11 protein-coding genes and 1 riboswitch are annotated in these 15,975 nt (G+C 55.6%); of the genes, 5 read left to right on the forward strand and 6 right to left on the reverse strand.

The genetic code is table 11. From position 1 onward, the window contains the following. Positions 1-56: 56 nt before the first annotated feature. The 6 genes from cobU to ACF8D4_RS20150 form a co-directional block, all read right to left on the reverse strand. Complete coding sequence (gene cobU, locus ACF8D4_RS20125; protein WP_392466934.1) at positions 57-653, reverse strand: bifunctional adenosylcobinamide kinase/adenosylcobinamide-phosphate guanylyltransferase; 597 nt, start codon at positions 651-653, stop codon at positions 57-59. Next, positions 650-1,426: an adenosylcobinamide-GDP ribazoletransferase gene (locus ACF8D4_RS20130; RefSeq protein ID WP_392466937.1), complete on the reverse strand. Its 777-nt coding sequence runs from the start codon at positions 1,424-1,426 to the stop codon at positions 650-652. Before ACF8D4_RS20130 ends, cobU begins: the two co-directional genes overlap by 4 nt. Then, positions 1,426-2,490, reverse strand: a complete 1,065-nt coding sequence (cobT, locus tag ACF8D4_RS20135; RefSeq protein WP_071237202.1) for a nicotinate-nucleotide--dimethylbenzimidazole phosphoribosyltransferase — start codon at positions 2,488-2,490, stop codon at positions 1,426-1,428. Before cobT ends, ACF8D4_RS20130 begins: the two co-directional genes overlap by 1 nt. A 17-nt stretch (positions 2,491-2,507) precedes the next feature. Continuing rightward, positions 2,508-3,578 (reverse strand): FecCD family ABC transporter permease, encoded by a 1,071-nt coding sequence (locus ACF8D4_RS20140; RefSeq protein ID WP_392466940.1) that lies wholly within the window; start codon positions 3,576-3,578, stop codon positions 2,508-2,510. After that, positions 3,575-4,483 carry an ABC transporter ATP-binding protein gene (locus tag ACF8D4_RS20145; RefSeq protein ID WP_208144482.1) on the reverse strand — a complete coding sequence of 303 codons (909 nt, stop codon included), beginning with the start codon at positions 4,481-4,483 and terminating at the stop codon, positions 3,575-3,577. Before ACF8D4_RS20145 ends, ACF8D4_RS20140 begins: the two co-directional genes overlap by 4 nt. 98 nt (positions 4,484-4,581) lie before the next feature. After that, positions 4,582-4,719: riboswitch (cobalamin riboswitch) on the reverse strand. 88 nt (positions 4,720-4,807) lie between these two features. Next, complete coding sequence (locus ACF8D4_RS20150) at positions 4,808-5,551, reverse strand: histidine phosphatase family protein (RefSeq protein WP_342207111.1); 744 nt, start codon at positions 5,549-5,551, stop codon at positions 4,808-4,810. Between the two features lie 241 nt (positions 5,552-5,792). Here ACF8D4_RS20150 and metH point away from each other — a divergent pair, with 241 nt between their 5' ends. The 5 genes from metH to ACF8D4_RS20175 all read left to right on the forward strand — a co-directional run bounded on the left by metH (position 5,793) and on the right by ACF8D4_RS20175 (position 15,793). Beyond that, positions 5,793-9,512 carry a methionine synthase gene (gene metH, locus ACF8D4_RS20155; RefSeq protein WP_392466943.1) on the forward strand — a complete coding sequence of 1,240 codons (3,720 nt, stop codon included), beginning with the start codon at positions 5,793-5,795 and terminating at the stop codon, positions 9,510-9,512. Positions 9,513-9,734: 222 nt separating this feature from the next. Further along, complete coding sequence (locus ACF8D4_RS20160; RefSeq protein ID WP_144220410.1) at positions 9,735-11,237, forward strand: hypothetical protein; 1,503 nt, start codon at positions 9,735-9,737, stop codon at positions 11,235-11,237. 209 nt (positions 11,238-11,446) lie between these two features. Beyond that, on the forward strand, positions 11,447-11,704 hold the full coding sequence (locus ACF8D4_RS20165; RefSeq protein ID WP_025011260.1) for a DUF2999 family protein: 258 nt from the start codon (positions 11,447-11,449) through the stop codon (positions 11,702-11,704). Positions 11,705-12,662: 958 nt separating this feature from the next. Beyond that, positions 12,663-13,268 carry a hypothetical protein gene (locus ACF8D4_RS20170; protein ID WP_144220411.1) on the forward strand — a complete coding sequence of 202 codons (606 nt, stop codon included), beginning with the start codon at positions 12,663-12,665 and terminating at the stop codon, positions 13,266-13,268. Further along, complete coding sequence (locus ACF8D4_RS20175) at positions 13,268-15,793, forward strand: hypothetical protein (RefSeq protein WP_392466948.1); 2,526 nt, start codon at positions 13,268-13,270, stop codon at positions 15,791-15,793. The genes ACF8D4_RS20170 and ACF8D4_RS20175 overlap by 1 nt, the downstream gene beginning before the upstream one ends. Positions 15,794-15,975: the final 182 nt, after the last annotated feature.

The raw sequence follows: 15,975 nt of genomic DNA on the forward strand, positions 1-15,975 counted from the left end.
GGCCAGAGTCGAGAGCGCGGCTTCAAGTTCAGCGCTAATAGCTGTTACTGGGCCGCTCATGTATTACCCCGCTGATCCGGGCTTGTACCCGAAGTGCTCAAGCCCTGGGAGCCACTGCTATCAGAGCTCACAGGCTTTAACGCCAGCGGTAAACCGGCGACCACCAGAGTGACTCTATCGGCCTTGGCGGCAAGCGCCTGATTGAGCCAACCGGCCTCATCGACAAAACGCCGACTCAGCTCCCCAAGCGGCACTATGCCGGAGCCGACTTCGTTGCTCACCAACAGCAGATCGCCGTCAAACTCGGCTACCGCCTGCAGCAAGGCCGCGCGTTCGCTAGCCATATCGGCACCAAAGCAGAGCTGATTACTGAGCCAAAGCGTCAGGCAATCTACCAATACCGGCGCTCCAGAGCCTGAGCGCTGCACAAGCGCCTTGGCCAAATCGAGCGGCACCTCGGCCAACTGCCATTCGAGGCTGCCGCCTTGGCGTTCAGTTTGATGGTGGACGATACGCCGGGCCATCTCCTCATCGGCGGCCTCGGCCGTTGCCAGATACCAGGGGCGGACATTGGCCGGGCACAAGTCGGCCAGTTGCCGCTCGGCGTAACCACTCTTGCCGCTGCGGGCTCCGCCCAGAATAAGATGGATCATGCCGGGCTGCCCCCCAATGCCAGCAACAGCATATAAACCGCCAGCTCACTCACCTGCTGCGCCGCCCCCAGGGTATCACCTGTGTAACCGCCAATCTGGCGCCGGAACCAGAACACCAGGGCCCAACGCAGCAGCAACATGGTCGGTAGTAGCCAGAACAGCAGCGTGGTGGACAGCAGTGCCGTCAGCACAATTCCTGTCAGCAGCAAAATACCCAGCTCATTGAGCCCCTGCTGCTGCGCCAGAGGTTTGCTCTTGCCCTCGTCGCGAACATAGGTTTCGCTGAAGATCATGCTGGCCGCCGTCACCCGGCTGACACAGTGCGCCAATACCAGGGCCAGCGCCGCCTGGTTGATGTCGTAAAGTGCCAACTCCAGCAGTAACTGGTACTTGAGCAGCAACACCAACACCAATGCCAAGGCGCCATAGCTGCCAAGGCGGCTGTCTTTCATGATTTTCAGTTTGTCTTCTACCCGCCAACCACCGCCGAAACCATCGGCGGTATCGGCCAGGCCATCTTCATGAAAACCGCCGGTAACCAGCACACTGCAAATCATCGCCAGCACTATGGCAATGGAGCTTGGCAATATGCCGGCGGCCAGCAGTAACACCAAGGCGGAGATCAAGCCCACCACCACGCCCACCAGGCCAAAGTAGCGGCTGGCCTTGTTGAGGCTGTCGCTGTCCACCGTCAGGGCACTGGGCACAGGAATACGGGTGAAAAAACCTATTGCGATCAAAAATAGCCGCAGCTGTCCGAGCCAGAATCCCATCAGAACACCTCTTGGGTAGCAGGCTCGACCACCTTGTCGACCCCGGCTTCACCAAAGCTGGCCATCTGGTTGTAGAAGTTGGCCGCCGCCTGCACCAAAGGCAGCGCCAGCGCCGCGCCCGAGCCTTCGCCCAACCTGAGCCCAAGCCGCAGCAAAGGCTTGGCGGACATAGCCTCTAGCAGCAACTTGTGGCCGCGCTCTTCAGACTCATGGGCAAAAATAAGATAATCCCTCACCCCCGGCGCCAAACGCACAGCCGCCAGCGCCGCTGTCGACGCGATAAAACCGTCCACCAGCACGGGCACGCCAAATTCGGCCGCCGCCAACATGGCTCCTGTCATCTGCACTATTTCAAAGCCACCCAGGCAGGCGAGGATACTGAGCGGCTCGGTCAGCTCGCAGTGGTGCAGCAGCAGTGCCTGCTCTATCAGCAGGCATTTGCGCTTAAGCGTCGCGGCATCTATACCGGTGCCGCGGCCGACACATTCACTCACAGGAAGGCCGGTCAGGGCGGCCATCACGGCGGCGGCAGAAGAGGTGTTGCCTATTCCCATCTCCCCCAGCGCCAGCAGGTTGCTGCCGGCATCGATATGGCGTTTTACCAAGGTGCGCGCCATGGCAAACCCTTGATGCACAGCGCCCAGAGTCATGGCGGCGCGTTTGTGGATAGGCCCGGTACCGGCGCCCAGACGCTGCTCTGTAACCTCGGGGATCCCCAAGGGGCTGAGAATGCCGCAGTCAATCACCTCCAGCTCGAAGCCGGTCTGGCGACAAAACACATTGATGGCGGCGCCGCCGGCAACAAAGTTGAGCACCATTTGGGTGGTCACCTCGCTGGGGGCAATCGACACCCCGGCCGCGGCAATACCATGGTCGGCGGCAAACACCAGCATCACGGGGCGGCGGATGACCAACTCATCTGTGGCGGAACCGAGCTGAATGCGCCCCAATTGCAGCGCCAAAGCCTCCAACTCACCCAAAGCGCCCAGGGGTTTGGTCTTGTTGTCTATGCGGGCCTGAATCGCGTCATCCAGCGCGTGATTGATTGCTGCTACCTGGTACATCCTTCCCTCTCTTATCGTTATTGGCCGCGTTTACGCAGCACCATCAGGAAAAACAGACTGCCGATGGCCGAGGTGATCACCCCCACCGGCAGCTCTTGGGTGGGCAGTATGCTGCGAGCCAGCACATCGACCCAAACCATAAACAGGCCGCCCGCCAGTGCCGTCAGCACCATGGGGTGCTGCCCCGGCAGCAACAACCTAACAATATGAGGCACCATCAGCCCCACAAAACCAATCCCGCCGCAGTGGGCCACCAGAGTGGCGGTAATAATCGAGCATAACAGCAGCATGGAAACCCTGAGCCTTTGCACCCTTATTCCCAGAGTGTGGGCGGTTTCATCACCGGCAAGCATCGCCAGTACCTGGCGCTTGAAGGCCAGGATCACCAGCAAGGCCGCCAGCACCACCAGAGTGGGCAGTCCAAGCCCATCCCAACTGGCGCGGGCAAAACTGCCCAGGCTCCAAAACAGCAAGGAGGTGATAGCCTGCGGGGTGGAAAAATACAAGATCAGGCTGGTGAGGGCACTGAACATAAAGGAGATGGCGACCCCGGAGAGCAACATTCGCTCTATCTGGTTGCCGATATTCCTGCCCGCGAGCAGCAGTACCATAAGCACAGCCAAACTGGCACCGATAAAGGCTCCCAGCGGCAGCGATACCCCGGAGATGGCCGAACTCAGCCCAAGGCCGGTCGCCAGGGCGACCGAGACCACGGCGCCGAAGCTGGCGCCCGAGCTGATACCGAACAGGTAAGGATCAGCCAGCGGGTTGCGGGTCACCGCCTGCAATACATAACCCGACAATGCCAGACCGCTGCCGGCGATAAAGGCCAGCAAGATACGCGGCAGGCGCAGATCCCAGACAATACGCTCGCTGATGGCGGACGGCTCCCCCACGCCCAGCAGGTGTTTGCCAGTCACTCTTGCCACATCGAAGAGACTAATATCTGCGGCGCCAAAACCGGCGGCGGCCAAGGGTGTCAACACAGTGCCGAGCAGCAACAGCAGCCAGCACCAGTAAAGTCTGGGCAAGGGCTTGAGAAACCAGCCGATAAGCGAGCGCCCCGGTGCGACCATGGAAGTAGTCATGCGCCACCTCCCACCGAGCCTGGGCGCCGGTCAGTTTCCTTGTGGGCAACACAGGTTTCGGCCGAGGCAGGCCCTGCCATTGGCTCGACTATCGCAGCGCCGTGAGCCTTGCCGTGACCAGGCTCTGGCGACTGATAGCCGTAAAAGTAGTGGATCAGCGGCCTTCCTAACTGCGGATGCGTCCCCACCTGGCAGCAGACACCGAAGACACCGGCAATTCTGTCTTCGGTCAATACGCTCTGGGGCGAGCCGTGGGCAATACGGCGGCCGTTATCCAGCAGCAAGAGTTCGTCACACAGGGCCGAGGCCAGATTGAGATCGTGAATCGAGGCGATCACCGTGACTCCCAGACTGCGCACCAGCTCGAGGATCTGGATCTGATAGCGGATATCCAGATGATTGGTGGGCTCGTCCAGGATCAAAAGCTTGGGGCGCTGCACTATGGCGCGGGCAATCAAGGCCCTTTGCTTCTCTCCGCCGGAAAGCTGCGCGAAAGGTTCTGCGGCCTTGTGCTGCAACCCGACCTGCGCCAATGCCGCCTGCACCTGGGCCTTGTCGGCCGCCGATGGCATATCAAACAACCCCTTGTGGGGAGTCAGTCCCATGGCCACTAATTGAGTCAGATCCAGTGCCAGTTGGGCCGGGGTATCCTGCAGCACCACGGCCACCTCTTTGGCGAAGGCTTTGGCTGACAAACTATTGATATCCTGCCCAAACAGCTGGATCTGGCCGCTGTCCGGGCGGATATAACGATAGAGGCAGCGCAGCAGGCTCGACTTACCGGCACCATTGGGGCCTATGAGCCCGAGCATCTTGCCGCTTGGCAGCTCAAAACCCACATCGGCCAATACGCAGTGGCCACCGGGAAGCCAGCTAAGCTGTTGCACCTTGAGTGCCAAGCTCATAACCGCCCCCCGACATTGAGCCTGTGACCGGTAGAAGGCTCAGGCTGCAGTGGAAGAATCATCTATTCGCTCCCCCGGTTTACCCGCCCGGGTTTCTGGTTTGGTTTATCAGCCTGGGCAGGTCTCCTGACTCGTCGCCAAAGGCGACTCACAGTTGCGGGCACAGTCCGGGCTTTCCCGGTTCCCTGGGTTGGTTCACCTGCAAAGGTGCCAACACCCTGGCTGCTGCCGCACTTGGCGGCCATTTGGGGTTATTATCCCGGTTTTATCGCCCGGCACAATTGCCTGGCGCAATCACCGCCGGGCGTTAGGCTAAGGCCCGTACTATTGCGGCCAGTGGAGCTTGCTGAAACACTGCCATTCTTGGTCACTTTCACCGCTGGCATCACGGCTGGCATAGAGGGTTATTCTGACCCAGGCCGCATAAGGTAGCTCCAAGGCGTTGAACACTGCCGCAGGCGGCATCTGCCCCGGCAGCAAAATCTCGGCCAGTAGCAACCGGATAACCCCGCTGTGAGTCAGGATCAGTGCCGCATCGGCGCTTGCCGAAGAAGCAGAATCTCCTGAAACAGAGCTTTCGGAAGAACTAACCTCTCTAGCAAGCCAGCGCTGCACCATAGTCTGCCAGCCATCCAACACCCGGCTACGAAAGGCTGGCAGCGATTCCCCGCCCGGCGGAGTATTGGCCACAGGGTCACGCCAGAAGGCTTCGGCCGCCTCGCTATGCTGCTGATAGACACTTGCCACCTTCATGCCGTCCCAGTCACCGAAGTCCAGCTCCCAGAGCCAGTCATGTTGCTGCAGTGGCGCCGGGAAATAGTCAGGCATATCGGCCTTGAGCTCGGCGGCAAAGGCCTGGCAACGCTGGGCCGGAGAACTCAGCAGCACCAAGCTTTGGGGCGCACTCGGCAACTGCTCCAGCTCACTACTGATAGCCCGCCAGCTACGCCACATCTGCGCTTTGCCCTCATCGCTCAGGGCCACATCACTGCGGCCGCGGATAATCTCACCGCCTTCACATTCGCCGTGCCGCAGCAGATAGATATTCAGTTGCCTATGTTCAGCCACACACTTCTCCCGTCAGAGTCCGGTGGTTACCGGGCCAATTTAACCTTGCCACAGGCCGCCGGAATCCGTATATTATGGACGTCTATACGTATAAATGTCCAAAATAACTTTCCGCGCCCACACACGCCTTTGGCTATCATGCCAGATAGTGCCCCGGGCGTCAGGTCGGCAGAGATGATGTCGCGGATGCCAAGCGCCGCGAATGTAAAACAGCAATAAGACAGGTATGAAAGGTAACCCTATGGCGACTTCCCAGCACTCCCCTAGCCAGACAGAGCTCAAGCTCAAACAGACCCTCGAAGAGCGGATCCTGATTTTAGATGGCGCCATGGGCACCATGATCCAGGACTACAAGCTGGAAGAAGCCGATTACCGCGGCGAGCGCTTCAAAGATTGGCATTGCGATGTCAAAGGCAACAATGATCTGCTGGTACTGACCCAGAGCGAGATCATCAAGACCATTCACAGGGAATACCTGCTGGCCGGTGCCGACATTATAGAAACAAACACCTTCAACGCCACCACCATTGCCATGGCCGACTACGAGATGCAGAGCCTGGCGGCGGAGATCAATTACCAAGGCGCCAGAATAGCCCGTGAAGTGGCCGATGAAGTGGCCGCCACCAGCGGTATTCCCCGCTATGTGGCCGGGGTGCTCGGCCCCACCAACCGCACCTGTTCCATCAGCCCGGATGTGAATGACCCCGGCTTTCGCAACATACATTTCGACGATCTTGTGTTGGCCTACAGCGAATCCACCGAGGCGCTGATCGCCGGTGGCGCCGACATCATTCTGGTGGAAACCATCTTCGATACTCTCAATGCCAAGGCGGCGCTGTTTGCCATCGAAAATGTGTTCGAGAAACTGGACCAAAGGTTGCCGGTGATGATTTCCGGCACCATTACCGATGCCTCGGGCCGCACCCTGACAGGGCAAACCACAGAGGCCTTTTACCATTCTCTCAGACATATCAAGCCGCTGAGCATAGGCCTCAACTGCGCCCTGGGCCCGAAAGAACTGCGGCCCTATGTCGAGGAGCTTTCCCGTATCAGCGAGTGCTTTGTCTCGGCGCACCCCAATGCCGGTCTGCCCAATGAATTCGGCGGCTATGACGAGACTCCAGCGGAGATGGCAAGCGTGATAGGCCCCTGGGCCGAAGAGGGGCTGCTCAATATTGTCGGCGGCTGCTGCGGCACCACGCCTGCGCATATCAAGGCGATTTCTGAAGCCGTTAGCCTTCATGCACCAAGGCCGCTGCCTGAGCTGCCGGTGGCATGTCGCCTCTCCGGACTGGAACCCCTGACCATAGATGCAAGCAGCCTGTTTGTGAATGTGGGCGAGCGAACCAATGTCACCGGCTCGGCCAGGTTTCTCAAGTTAATCAAAGAAGGCCAGTACGAAACCGCGCTGGAGGTGGCCCGTGACCAGGTAGAAAACGGCGCCCAGATCATAGATATCAACATGGATGAGGGCATGCTCGACGGGGTCGAGATGATGCAGAAATTCCTCAACCTTATCGCCTCAGAGCCGGATATCAGCAAGGTGCCTGTGATGATAGACTCCTCCAAGTGGGAGGTGATTGAGGCCGGGCTCAAGTGCATTCAGGGCAAGGGAATAGTCAACTCCATCTCCCTCAAAGAGGGCGAGGCCAAGTTTATTGAACAGGCCAAACTGGTGAAGCGCTACGGCGCCGCCGCCATCATCATGGCCTTCGATGAACAGGGCCAGGCCGACACCCGGGAGCGCAAAACAGAGATCTGTACCCGCGCCTACCGGGTGCTGGTGGATAAGGTGGGCTTCCCGCCGGAAGATATTATCTTCGACCCCAATATCTTCGCCATCGCCACCGGCATAGAAGAGCACGATAACTATGCGGTGGACTTTATCGGCGCCATTGAAGATATCAAGGCCAACCTGCCCCATGCTATGATTTCCGGCGGGGTGTCCAACGTTTCTTTCTCCTTCCGCGGCAACAACCCGGTGCGGGAAGCCATTCATGCCGTATTCCTCTATCACGCCATCAAGGCGGGGATGGATATGGGCATAGTCAACGCCGGTCAGTTGGCCATCTATGATGATATCGACCCTGAGCTGAAGCAGAAGGTAGAGGCCGTGGTGCTCAACCTGCCCTGCCCGGTTGCCGACTCCAGTAACACTGAACAGCTGCTCGAAGTCGCCGAGAAGTATCGCGGTGGCCCGGGCGGCGCAGGCAAGAAAGAAGATCTCGAATGGCGCAAGTTGCCGGTCAACAAGCGCCTGGAACACGCGCTGGTGAAAGGGATCACCGAATACATAGATGCCGACACCGAAGAAGCGCGCCTGCAGGCCAAGCTGCCGCTGGATGTGATTGAAGGCCCGCTGATGGACGGCATGAACGTGGTGGGCGATCTCTTTGGCGCCGGTAAGATGTTTCTGCCGCAAGTGGTCAAGTCCGCCCGGGTGATGAAAAAAGCGGTCGCCTATCTCAACCCCTATATCGAAGCCGAAAAAGTCGAAGGCCAGAGCAACGGTAAGGTGCTGATGGTCACGGTAAAGGGCGATGTTCACGACATAGGCAAGAACATAGTCGGGGTGGTGCTGGCCTGTAACGGCTATGAAGTGATAGATCTCGGTGTCATGGTGCCGGTGGAGAAAATCATCGAAGTCGCCAAGGCCGAGAAGGTCGACATCATAGGCATGTCCGGGCTCATTACCCCGAGCCTGGATGAGATGGTGCACAACGTTAAAACCTTCGAGCGCGAAGGTCTGACCCTGCCGGCGATTATCGGTGGTGCCACCTGCTCCAAGATCCATACCGCAGTGAAGATAGCGCCTCATTATCCCCATGGCGCCATCTATATCGCCGATGCATCGCGCGCCGTGCCCATGGTCAGCAAGCTCATCAACAATGAAACCCGCCAGGCCACCATAGACGAAACCTATCGCGAATATGAAATGATGCGCCAAAAGCGCCTGTCGCAGACCAAGCGCAAGCAGATAGTGCCCTTGCAGGTAGCACGGGATAACCGCTGCAGCCACGACTGGGCCAACTACCAAGCAGTGAAGCCCAACACCTCAGGGATCCAAGTGTTTGACGACTATCCGCTGGAGGACTTGCTCGATCGTATCGACTGGACGCCATTTTTCCGCGCCTGGGAGTTGCACGGTCATTTCCCGCAAATACTGGATGATGAAGTCGTTGGTACTGAGGCCCGTAAAGTCTATGCCGACGGCAAGGCGATGTTGGAGCAAATCATCCAAGAGAAGTGGCTCACCGCCAAGGGCGTTATCGGCCTCTTTCCCGCCAACAGCGTCAACTTCGATGATATAGAGATCTACACAGATGACTCTCGCAGCCAAGTGTTGTTGACCACCCATCATCTACGGATGCAGCTGGAGCGGGTGGGCAACCACAACTTCTGTCTCTCTGACTTTGTTGCTCCCAAAGAGAGCGGCGTGGCCGACTATATGGGGGGATTTGCGGTCACCGCCGGCCATGGCATCGATGCCCATATTGCCCGTTTCGAGGCGGCCCACGATGACTACAGCGCCATCATGCTCAAGTGTCTGGCCGACCGCCTGGCCGAAGCCTTCGCCGAGCGGATGCACGAGCGGGTGCGTAAGGAATTTTGGGGTTATGCCAGCGAAGAAAACCTGGATAACGAGGCGCTTATTCGTGAAAAGTACAAGGGCATACGCCCGGCTCCCGGCTACCCTGCCTGCCCGGACCACACGGAAAAAGGCCTGCTTTGGCAGCTTCTTAAGCCAGACGAGTGTATCGACCTCAAGATTACCGAGAGCTTTGCCATGTACCCCACTGCGGCGGTCAGCGGCTGGTACTTTGCGCACCCGCAATCACGCTATTTTGGGGTAAGCAACATAGGCCGAGATCAGGTGGAAGACTACGCCTACCGCAAAGGGATGACAGTGGCCGAAGCCGAAAAATGGCTGGCCCCGGTATTGGATTATGATCCTGAGTAAAAGAGGCTCTTAAGCGAACAACTGAGCTGTTCAGGGGCTCTCGCCTATTCGGGTGAGGATCCCTGAATTCAAGACCGTTCCACATTTTTGATAACAGCCATACTCATCAAACACTTACTGTATCTCTCCTTCGCCCGTAAGCTGGTGCTTTTTGCAAGAACCTGAAACTGGGATTACTTTTAATGAGGTTGTCTCCATCACTTCATTGAAAAGGAATTCACTATGCGAACAGTGCATTTGGCCGCGGCCTTGCTTTGCCTATCTGGATGTACCAGTACACTCACCACAACGGTCATTAAAAGTAATGACGATCCCGGTGCAACATCGGCCAAGCAAGGTTTGGTTTACCATTTGCCGGCTTCATCGCAAACAGTAACGCTGACTCATAAATTGGTCTTTTGTCGTGTGGTCAATGATACCCTGGAGTTTGATTTCAACACTACCGCAACAGTCAAACAAACAGGGCATCCTGATCTAACCAAAGTATTCGTGATTAACCCTTCAGAGTTACATGCTTTCTCCAAAGCCTGGGGCATGAACGTGGTGATGCATCCCAATGGTTTGCTTAAATCCTTTTCCACCCATGCTGACGACAAATCCATAGAGTTGGGCATGGCGGCGATAAAAACCGTAGCCAACATTGCCGCCATTTCACAGGGAATTCCTATATCGATTGGTTCAGCTTCTCTCCCTCCAAGCGATAAAAACAATCAGGGACAAGGTGTTACGCCTCCCAAAGCAGCTTGTATTCCAAAACTTTTGCATCAACCCTTGGTATCCGTGGTTATCGATAACCTGAAAGCTACAGTGACAAATAAACAAGGAGAGCTGAAGAAAAAACAGAAGCTCCTGGCCGCAAAAAAAGGGAATACCTCCGCAGAAGAAGCTGCGGTACTCAGCGCACAGAAAGCCGTATCCATGGCGACTCTTGAACTCGATACATTCCAGAAAGAAATCTCAGTGCAACGCGAATACACCATAGATACAGCATCAATCCCCCAAAATCAGCCTTATCTATTGCCTCTTGTTAGTGATGATTTCTTGCCTTGGGTAATATCCCAGGATACCGAGTTAAGAAATGACGTGGCGATAACTATGGCCAATAGATACCTATTTGGACTATCACTTGAAAAACTGGCTGATGTCGGATTAGCGAAAGAGAGCACCTTAAAAGCGGAAGAGGATTATCCGGGGTTGTATTACACAACGTTCGGAACCCGCAAACTACTATTAGTGCGACAAGACACTGCTAAGAAACAAAATAACCTGACGATGGTATTCAGCGGTTTTATTAATGCGCCTGAATTCGGCCACGTAGGCATTTTGCCCTACCAAAACCATATTGGAGAAAGTAACTCTTTTACGGCCGTATTCGACGCCAATGGTGCACTGACTTCAGTCGATTACGGAACTGAACGCCCTGCCTCAGAAAAAGTGGAGTCTGCCCTCTACGAGGTCACTGATTTTTATAGCGATTACGCCAATAATCGACAAACTATCCGCGATGCAGACAAGCTGGAGAGCCAGACATTGACCATCCACGCATTATCGATAGCCAATAGCACTTATCCGAACCTGACCGTTGATCAGTTAACCGCACGTGCCAGCATAGTCCAATCACTGCTCATCAAGCTTGGTGACACGGAGCAGAGTCGGGCGGCAATAACCTCTCTGTCGATGAACATAGACAATGACAATCTGATTCGATTAGCTGAGGCGTTATAAGCTGCCAAAGGTACTCGTCGGCTATCGAGTGGAACTGCTTAATATTTGCAATATAGGCAATTGGTTAGCCACCAATTGCCACTATGACTAGGGCTGATGTAATCGATATCCTGCTTCATTTTCTTTCACTAGTAAGGAAATACCTATTCGGGTCTGTTTCTTCTGTTAAAATCAGCGCAAATTGAATGTTTCAAACCAATGAGGAGCTTATGAATCCTATTATTGCCCTGCTGAAAGAGCACAATATCAGCGATGAACAAATAAACAGCCTGTTCCAGAGCCTGACCGAAAATCCCCTGATGGCCATGGGCACTCTGGGGCAGTTGGGATTGCCACCGGAAAAGCTGCAGGGGTTGATGATGCAAGTGATGCAGAACCCGGCACTGATCAAAGAAGCCGTGGAAGAACTGGGACTGGATTTCTCCAAGGTTGAAGCCGCCAAAGCCCAAATGAACAAGTCTGTTTAATCTTGTGCGCCCTCAAGGCCTGACTCATTTGGCTTTGAGGGCCGATGTCATGTTCTGTCATTCATCAGGTATTAGGCTGACAAATTGGCTGTGCCATCAGCTCAGTTCGCTGCAACGCTTAGGAAGGTGCGAATAGGTCCTCGTGGCCTTCTCTTTTGTAGAGAGTGGCTTACACAGCAATTGGCGCTCAAGGCATCTGACTGAAGGCATGCCGGGGCATGTTGAAGTCGGATAACGCAGAGAGTCGGTTGCTGTGAAAGCCCCGAAGGGCGTGGCTTACAGACCTGTCTGCTGTGTTGTGCTTCTTGCAAAGGGCTAGGGCCATTTGCTGCGAACCACGCCTTGCATCCAGGCCTGTAAGCCGACGCAGAGCACACATGGGACTTGTTCGCACCGTCCATTTTTGATAGTTCTCTGAATCAATACCCGTATCAAGCGCCCGGCAATTTCTGCAATAACTTTGATGCCCGTCCGGATTGGCCGCTGTCACTCGTGCCGGCGTATTACCAAAATCAGTGAGATAGGGATGAAATATATGTTCCTCACCATGAGTCGTTGAACAGTTGGGACACGACTTAAACTTTCGGCCGCTTCCCGGCTCCTGTTTACGTAACATTCCACTATTCAAACGCCCACCACAAAAGTTACAGCTCATCAGCACTCTCCCTGTTATTAACTGATATTCAGCATGGCAAACAGCTCACGCTGAGCAAAAGATAACCAAAGGTGTGTTGAAAGCCAATCTATTCCCTCTTGTCTCTCCGCCATCGCCCTCACCTAACACAAGATTGAGACAAACCGTGTGCGTTTAACAAAAACGCTACAAAACGCTACATCATTTGCCGTGCCTCCCATTGAGTCGGCGTGCTTAAGTAGGTGCTCGGTCAATATTCGGCCAAGGAAGTATGGGTCGATGATCGAAAGCTGAATTTATCCCAATCATACAGGAGGTATTACAGTGACAAGATCCCAGTGGTTCCAGCGTCTATCGGCGCTATGTCTCGTCTCAGCCACTTTGCTGCTGACACCGGCAGCCGTGGCCCAAAAACATCTCAAACAAAATCTCAGTCAATTGACCAGTCAGGCGTCCAGCATAGTCTCGGGCCAAGTGGTGTCTGTGACCGATGGCTTTGATGAGCGCAAACGCCCCTATACCCAGATCACTATTCGGGTAGGTATGGATGCCAAGAACAAACATAAGGCAGGCAGCGAATATACCTTCCGCCAGTTTGGTTTGCTCAAGCCCCGTGCTATGGGTAATGGCAAAGTCTACCTGGGCGTATCCCCCGAAGGCTTCGCCCGCTGGTCGGTTGGCGAGCAGGTAGTGGCCTTTATGAATCCGGATCTCGGTGCCGGCCTGACTTCTACCGTAGGGTTGGAACAAGGCAAATTCATTGTGCAAAACGGCAAAGTCAGCAATCAACTGGGCAACATAGGCCTGTTTGATGGCATGAACACCCAGTCGCTCAGCCCTGAAGAGCAGAGCCTTATCACCACGGCCGGCGCTGTGGATGCCGCCGCATTTATGTCTCTGGTTGGCAAACTGGTACAGGAGGCCAAATAATGAAGCTTTCAAGAATTGCCACGGCCTTACTGTTGGGCTCAGTCTCCTCTGCCGCGCTGGCCGGTGGCCCGCTGTATATTCACGAACCCACAATGCAGCCCTATAAGTGGGATACTTCCAAGGGGGCGATTCCCGTCTATACCGACGGCGGCCCTGTGATTAAAAACAAGGATGGGGTTGACGTACAAACCTTCACCATTCTGGAAAAGGGGCAGGTGTTCAATCTCGACATCACACTGCCGGACGGCACTGTTATCCCGGCAGGTACAGTGCTGGACAGGGATTACACCTTCCTCAGCATAGCTCAGGCCAATGCCATTACCGCCAAGGCCGTGGGCGAATGGTCAGCGGTGGAAACCTCCACCTTTGAGATGTCGGTGCAGGGCACCATTGAACAGCAAATCGGCATCCAGGACGTCAATCAAACCAATGTCGACCAGATCTATTCCGCCGTAAACGGCTATGGTTTCTGGGTCAACTATGACACCGACGGCCAGATACTGGAACAGTATTTCGGCGTACCACGCAGCCAGGTACTGGGGATAGCCTTCCCCGAGTGGGCCGATGAAGAAACCGGTGAAATCCTCGAGGCCACTGCCTTGATGAACGGCTGGTACGTGGGTATAGATGACACAGAAGGCGAAATGATTGCCGGGGTATTTACCCATGAATTCGGCCACGCCCTCAACATGTCGCACTCCCAGGCCAATGGCCATCTCAGCTATATGTCGGCCTCTTACAGCCCGCAATATGACGGAGTACCGGGTTGCGCCATCACCAATCAATACACCAGCGCCAGCCAGATAGCGCCGGACACTATTGAAACCATGTTCCCCTTCATCAATGTGTTGGGGATTCAGGGCGCCGAGCAATCAACGGTCAATGTGCGCGACGACATAGTCAACCTGTCCGATCTCTATCCAACGGCTGAATATCTTTCTGGCTACGGCTCGATTTCCGGCACCTTGTACACCAAGGAAGGAGTGGACTATTCGGGCATGAACATGGTGGCCCGCAACCTGGATAACCCACTGTACGATGTGGTCACTCAACAGTCCGGCAACCTGACTCAAGGGCTTGTAGGCCCGGATGGCAAGTTCACCATCAATGGTCTGACACCCGGCGGTCGCTATGTGCTCTATATGGAGACCATCAAGGCCGGTGGTTATCCAACCCAACAAACCGCCCTATTGTCAGAGGCCGAGTATTGGAACAGCAATGAAAGCAGTAATCCGGCCAGCGATAGAGCTTGTGATTTCACTCCTATCATTGCCGAAGCCGGGGTGACCAAACAGGCCGATATCTATTTCAACGGCTATAGCGATGGCATCCAATATACCCCGTTGGTAAGCGCCTTTGTGCTGGATCATGCCAAGAACGGCAAACGTGCCATGGGGATAACCGGCAGCACGCCTTTCCTCTATGACAGCACCAAGAAGGCCCTGTTCGAGCTGCACCCGGCCGGTAATGCCGTGGTTGCCGGACACGCCACCATGAACAAAAACGCCACCAAGGCCGGTGTCATGGCGGACTTCAGTGGCAACGGCATCAGCAATGCCGCCATCTGGGATCTGCGCAGCGACAAACTAACCTCGCTTGGGGATCTCAACGGTAACAGCTGCGGTGGCTCGGGGCAGTCAGGCACCAACTCCAGCTATGTCTGGGATATGGATGACAATGGCGACACAGTTGTCGGCACCGCCTATCTGGATACTGACGGTAACGGCGCCTGCCAGAGTGCATTCAAGGACGAGATAGTGCCCTTTATCTGGACCAAGAAGGCCGGTATGCAGCAACTGCCTTACCAATTTGCCGAAAAGGTTCAATGGTTGCGTGCCGACAGGATAGCCGGCAACGGCAGTACCATTACCGGCACTTATGATGGCACCAGTCAAGTTGCCTGGGTCGATGGCCGCTTCCACGACACCTCGGCTGAGTTTGGCGCCCAGGACTCCTCGGTGATATCCAACGACGGCAGCACGGTTGGCTTTGGCACCCGCACCGGAGTCACCCTGTGGCATACGGACTCGGGCCAACAGGAGAACATAGGCAGCCTGCGCTGGTGTGAGCAGGTACCTTTCAATCACTTCTTCCTGGGTAATCTGTGTGCCGAAGGTTGGGATCACGACAGCATCAGCGCCGAATTTGGCGTACCGCGTATGCTGCTGCTTGATGCCAGCGACGATCTGTCGATGATTACTGCTCGCTCCGGTAGCCTGTTTACCGGTTTCAGTGGTGGTATCTACCTGGAAGGTTTGGGCTGGATGAGCACCAAGGAGTTCTTCGCCAAGCAAGGCGTTACCGAAGCCAAGGCACTGACCATAAACAACCCTTTTGCCATCAGTGCCAACGGCTCTGAAATGATGGGTGGTATCGCAGGAGCTGTCTTGTCTATCGATGTCGATCTGAACAAGGCCTTTGTCTGCCGGGAGGGCCAGGATGTTCAGCTCAGCTTCCCAAAACAGGTGGTTGCTGCCGTCAAAGGCGGAGCCGAGTTTGGTCGCTGTGCCCACCTGAACGATTGATGCAAAGTTGAAGTAAACAACTGCCAACGGGAGCCTCAGGGCTCCCGTTTTTTGTCTGCCTGAAACCTTCCATCAGCGGTTGCTCTCAAGCCAGGCAGCCACTTTCCAACCGAAGAAATTGGTGCATCTGATTCCTTAGGCTTTCATGAATTACTGGCTCTGCTATAATTTGTGCCCGAAAT

The organism is Shewanella sp. YQ_9, from assembly GCF_043103185.1.
Taxonomy (GTDB): Bacteria; Pseudomonadota; Gammaproteobacteria; order Enterobacterales; family Shewanellaceae; genus Shewanella; species Shewanella algae.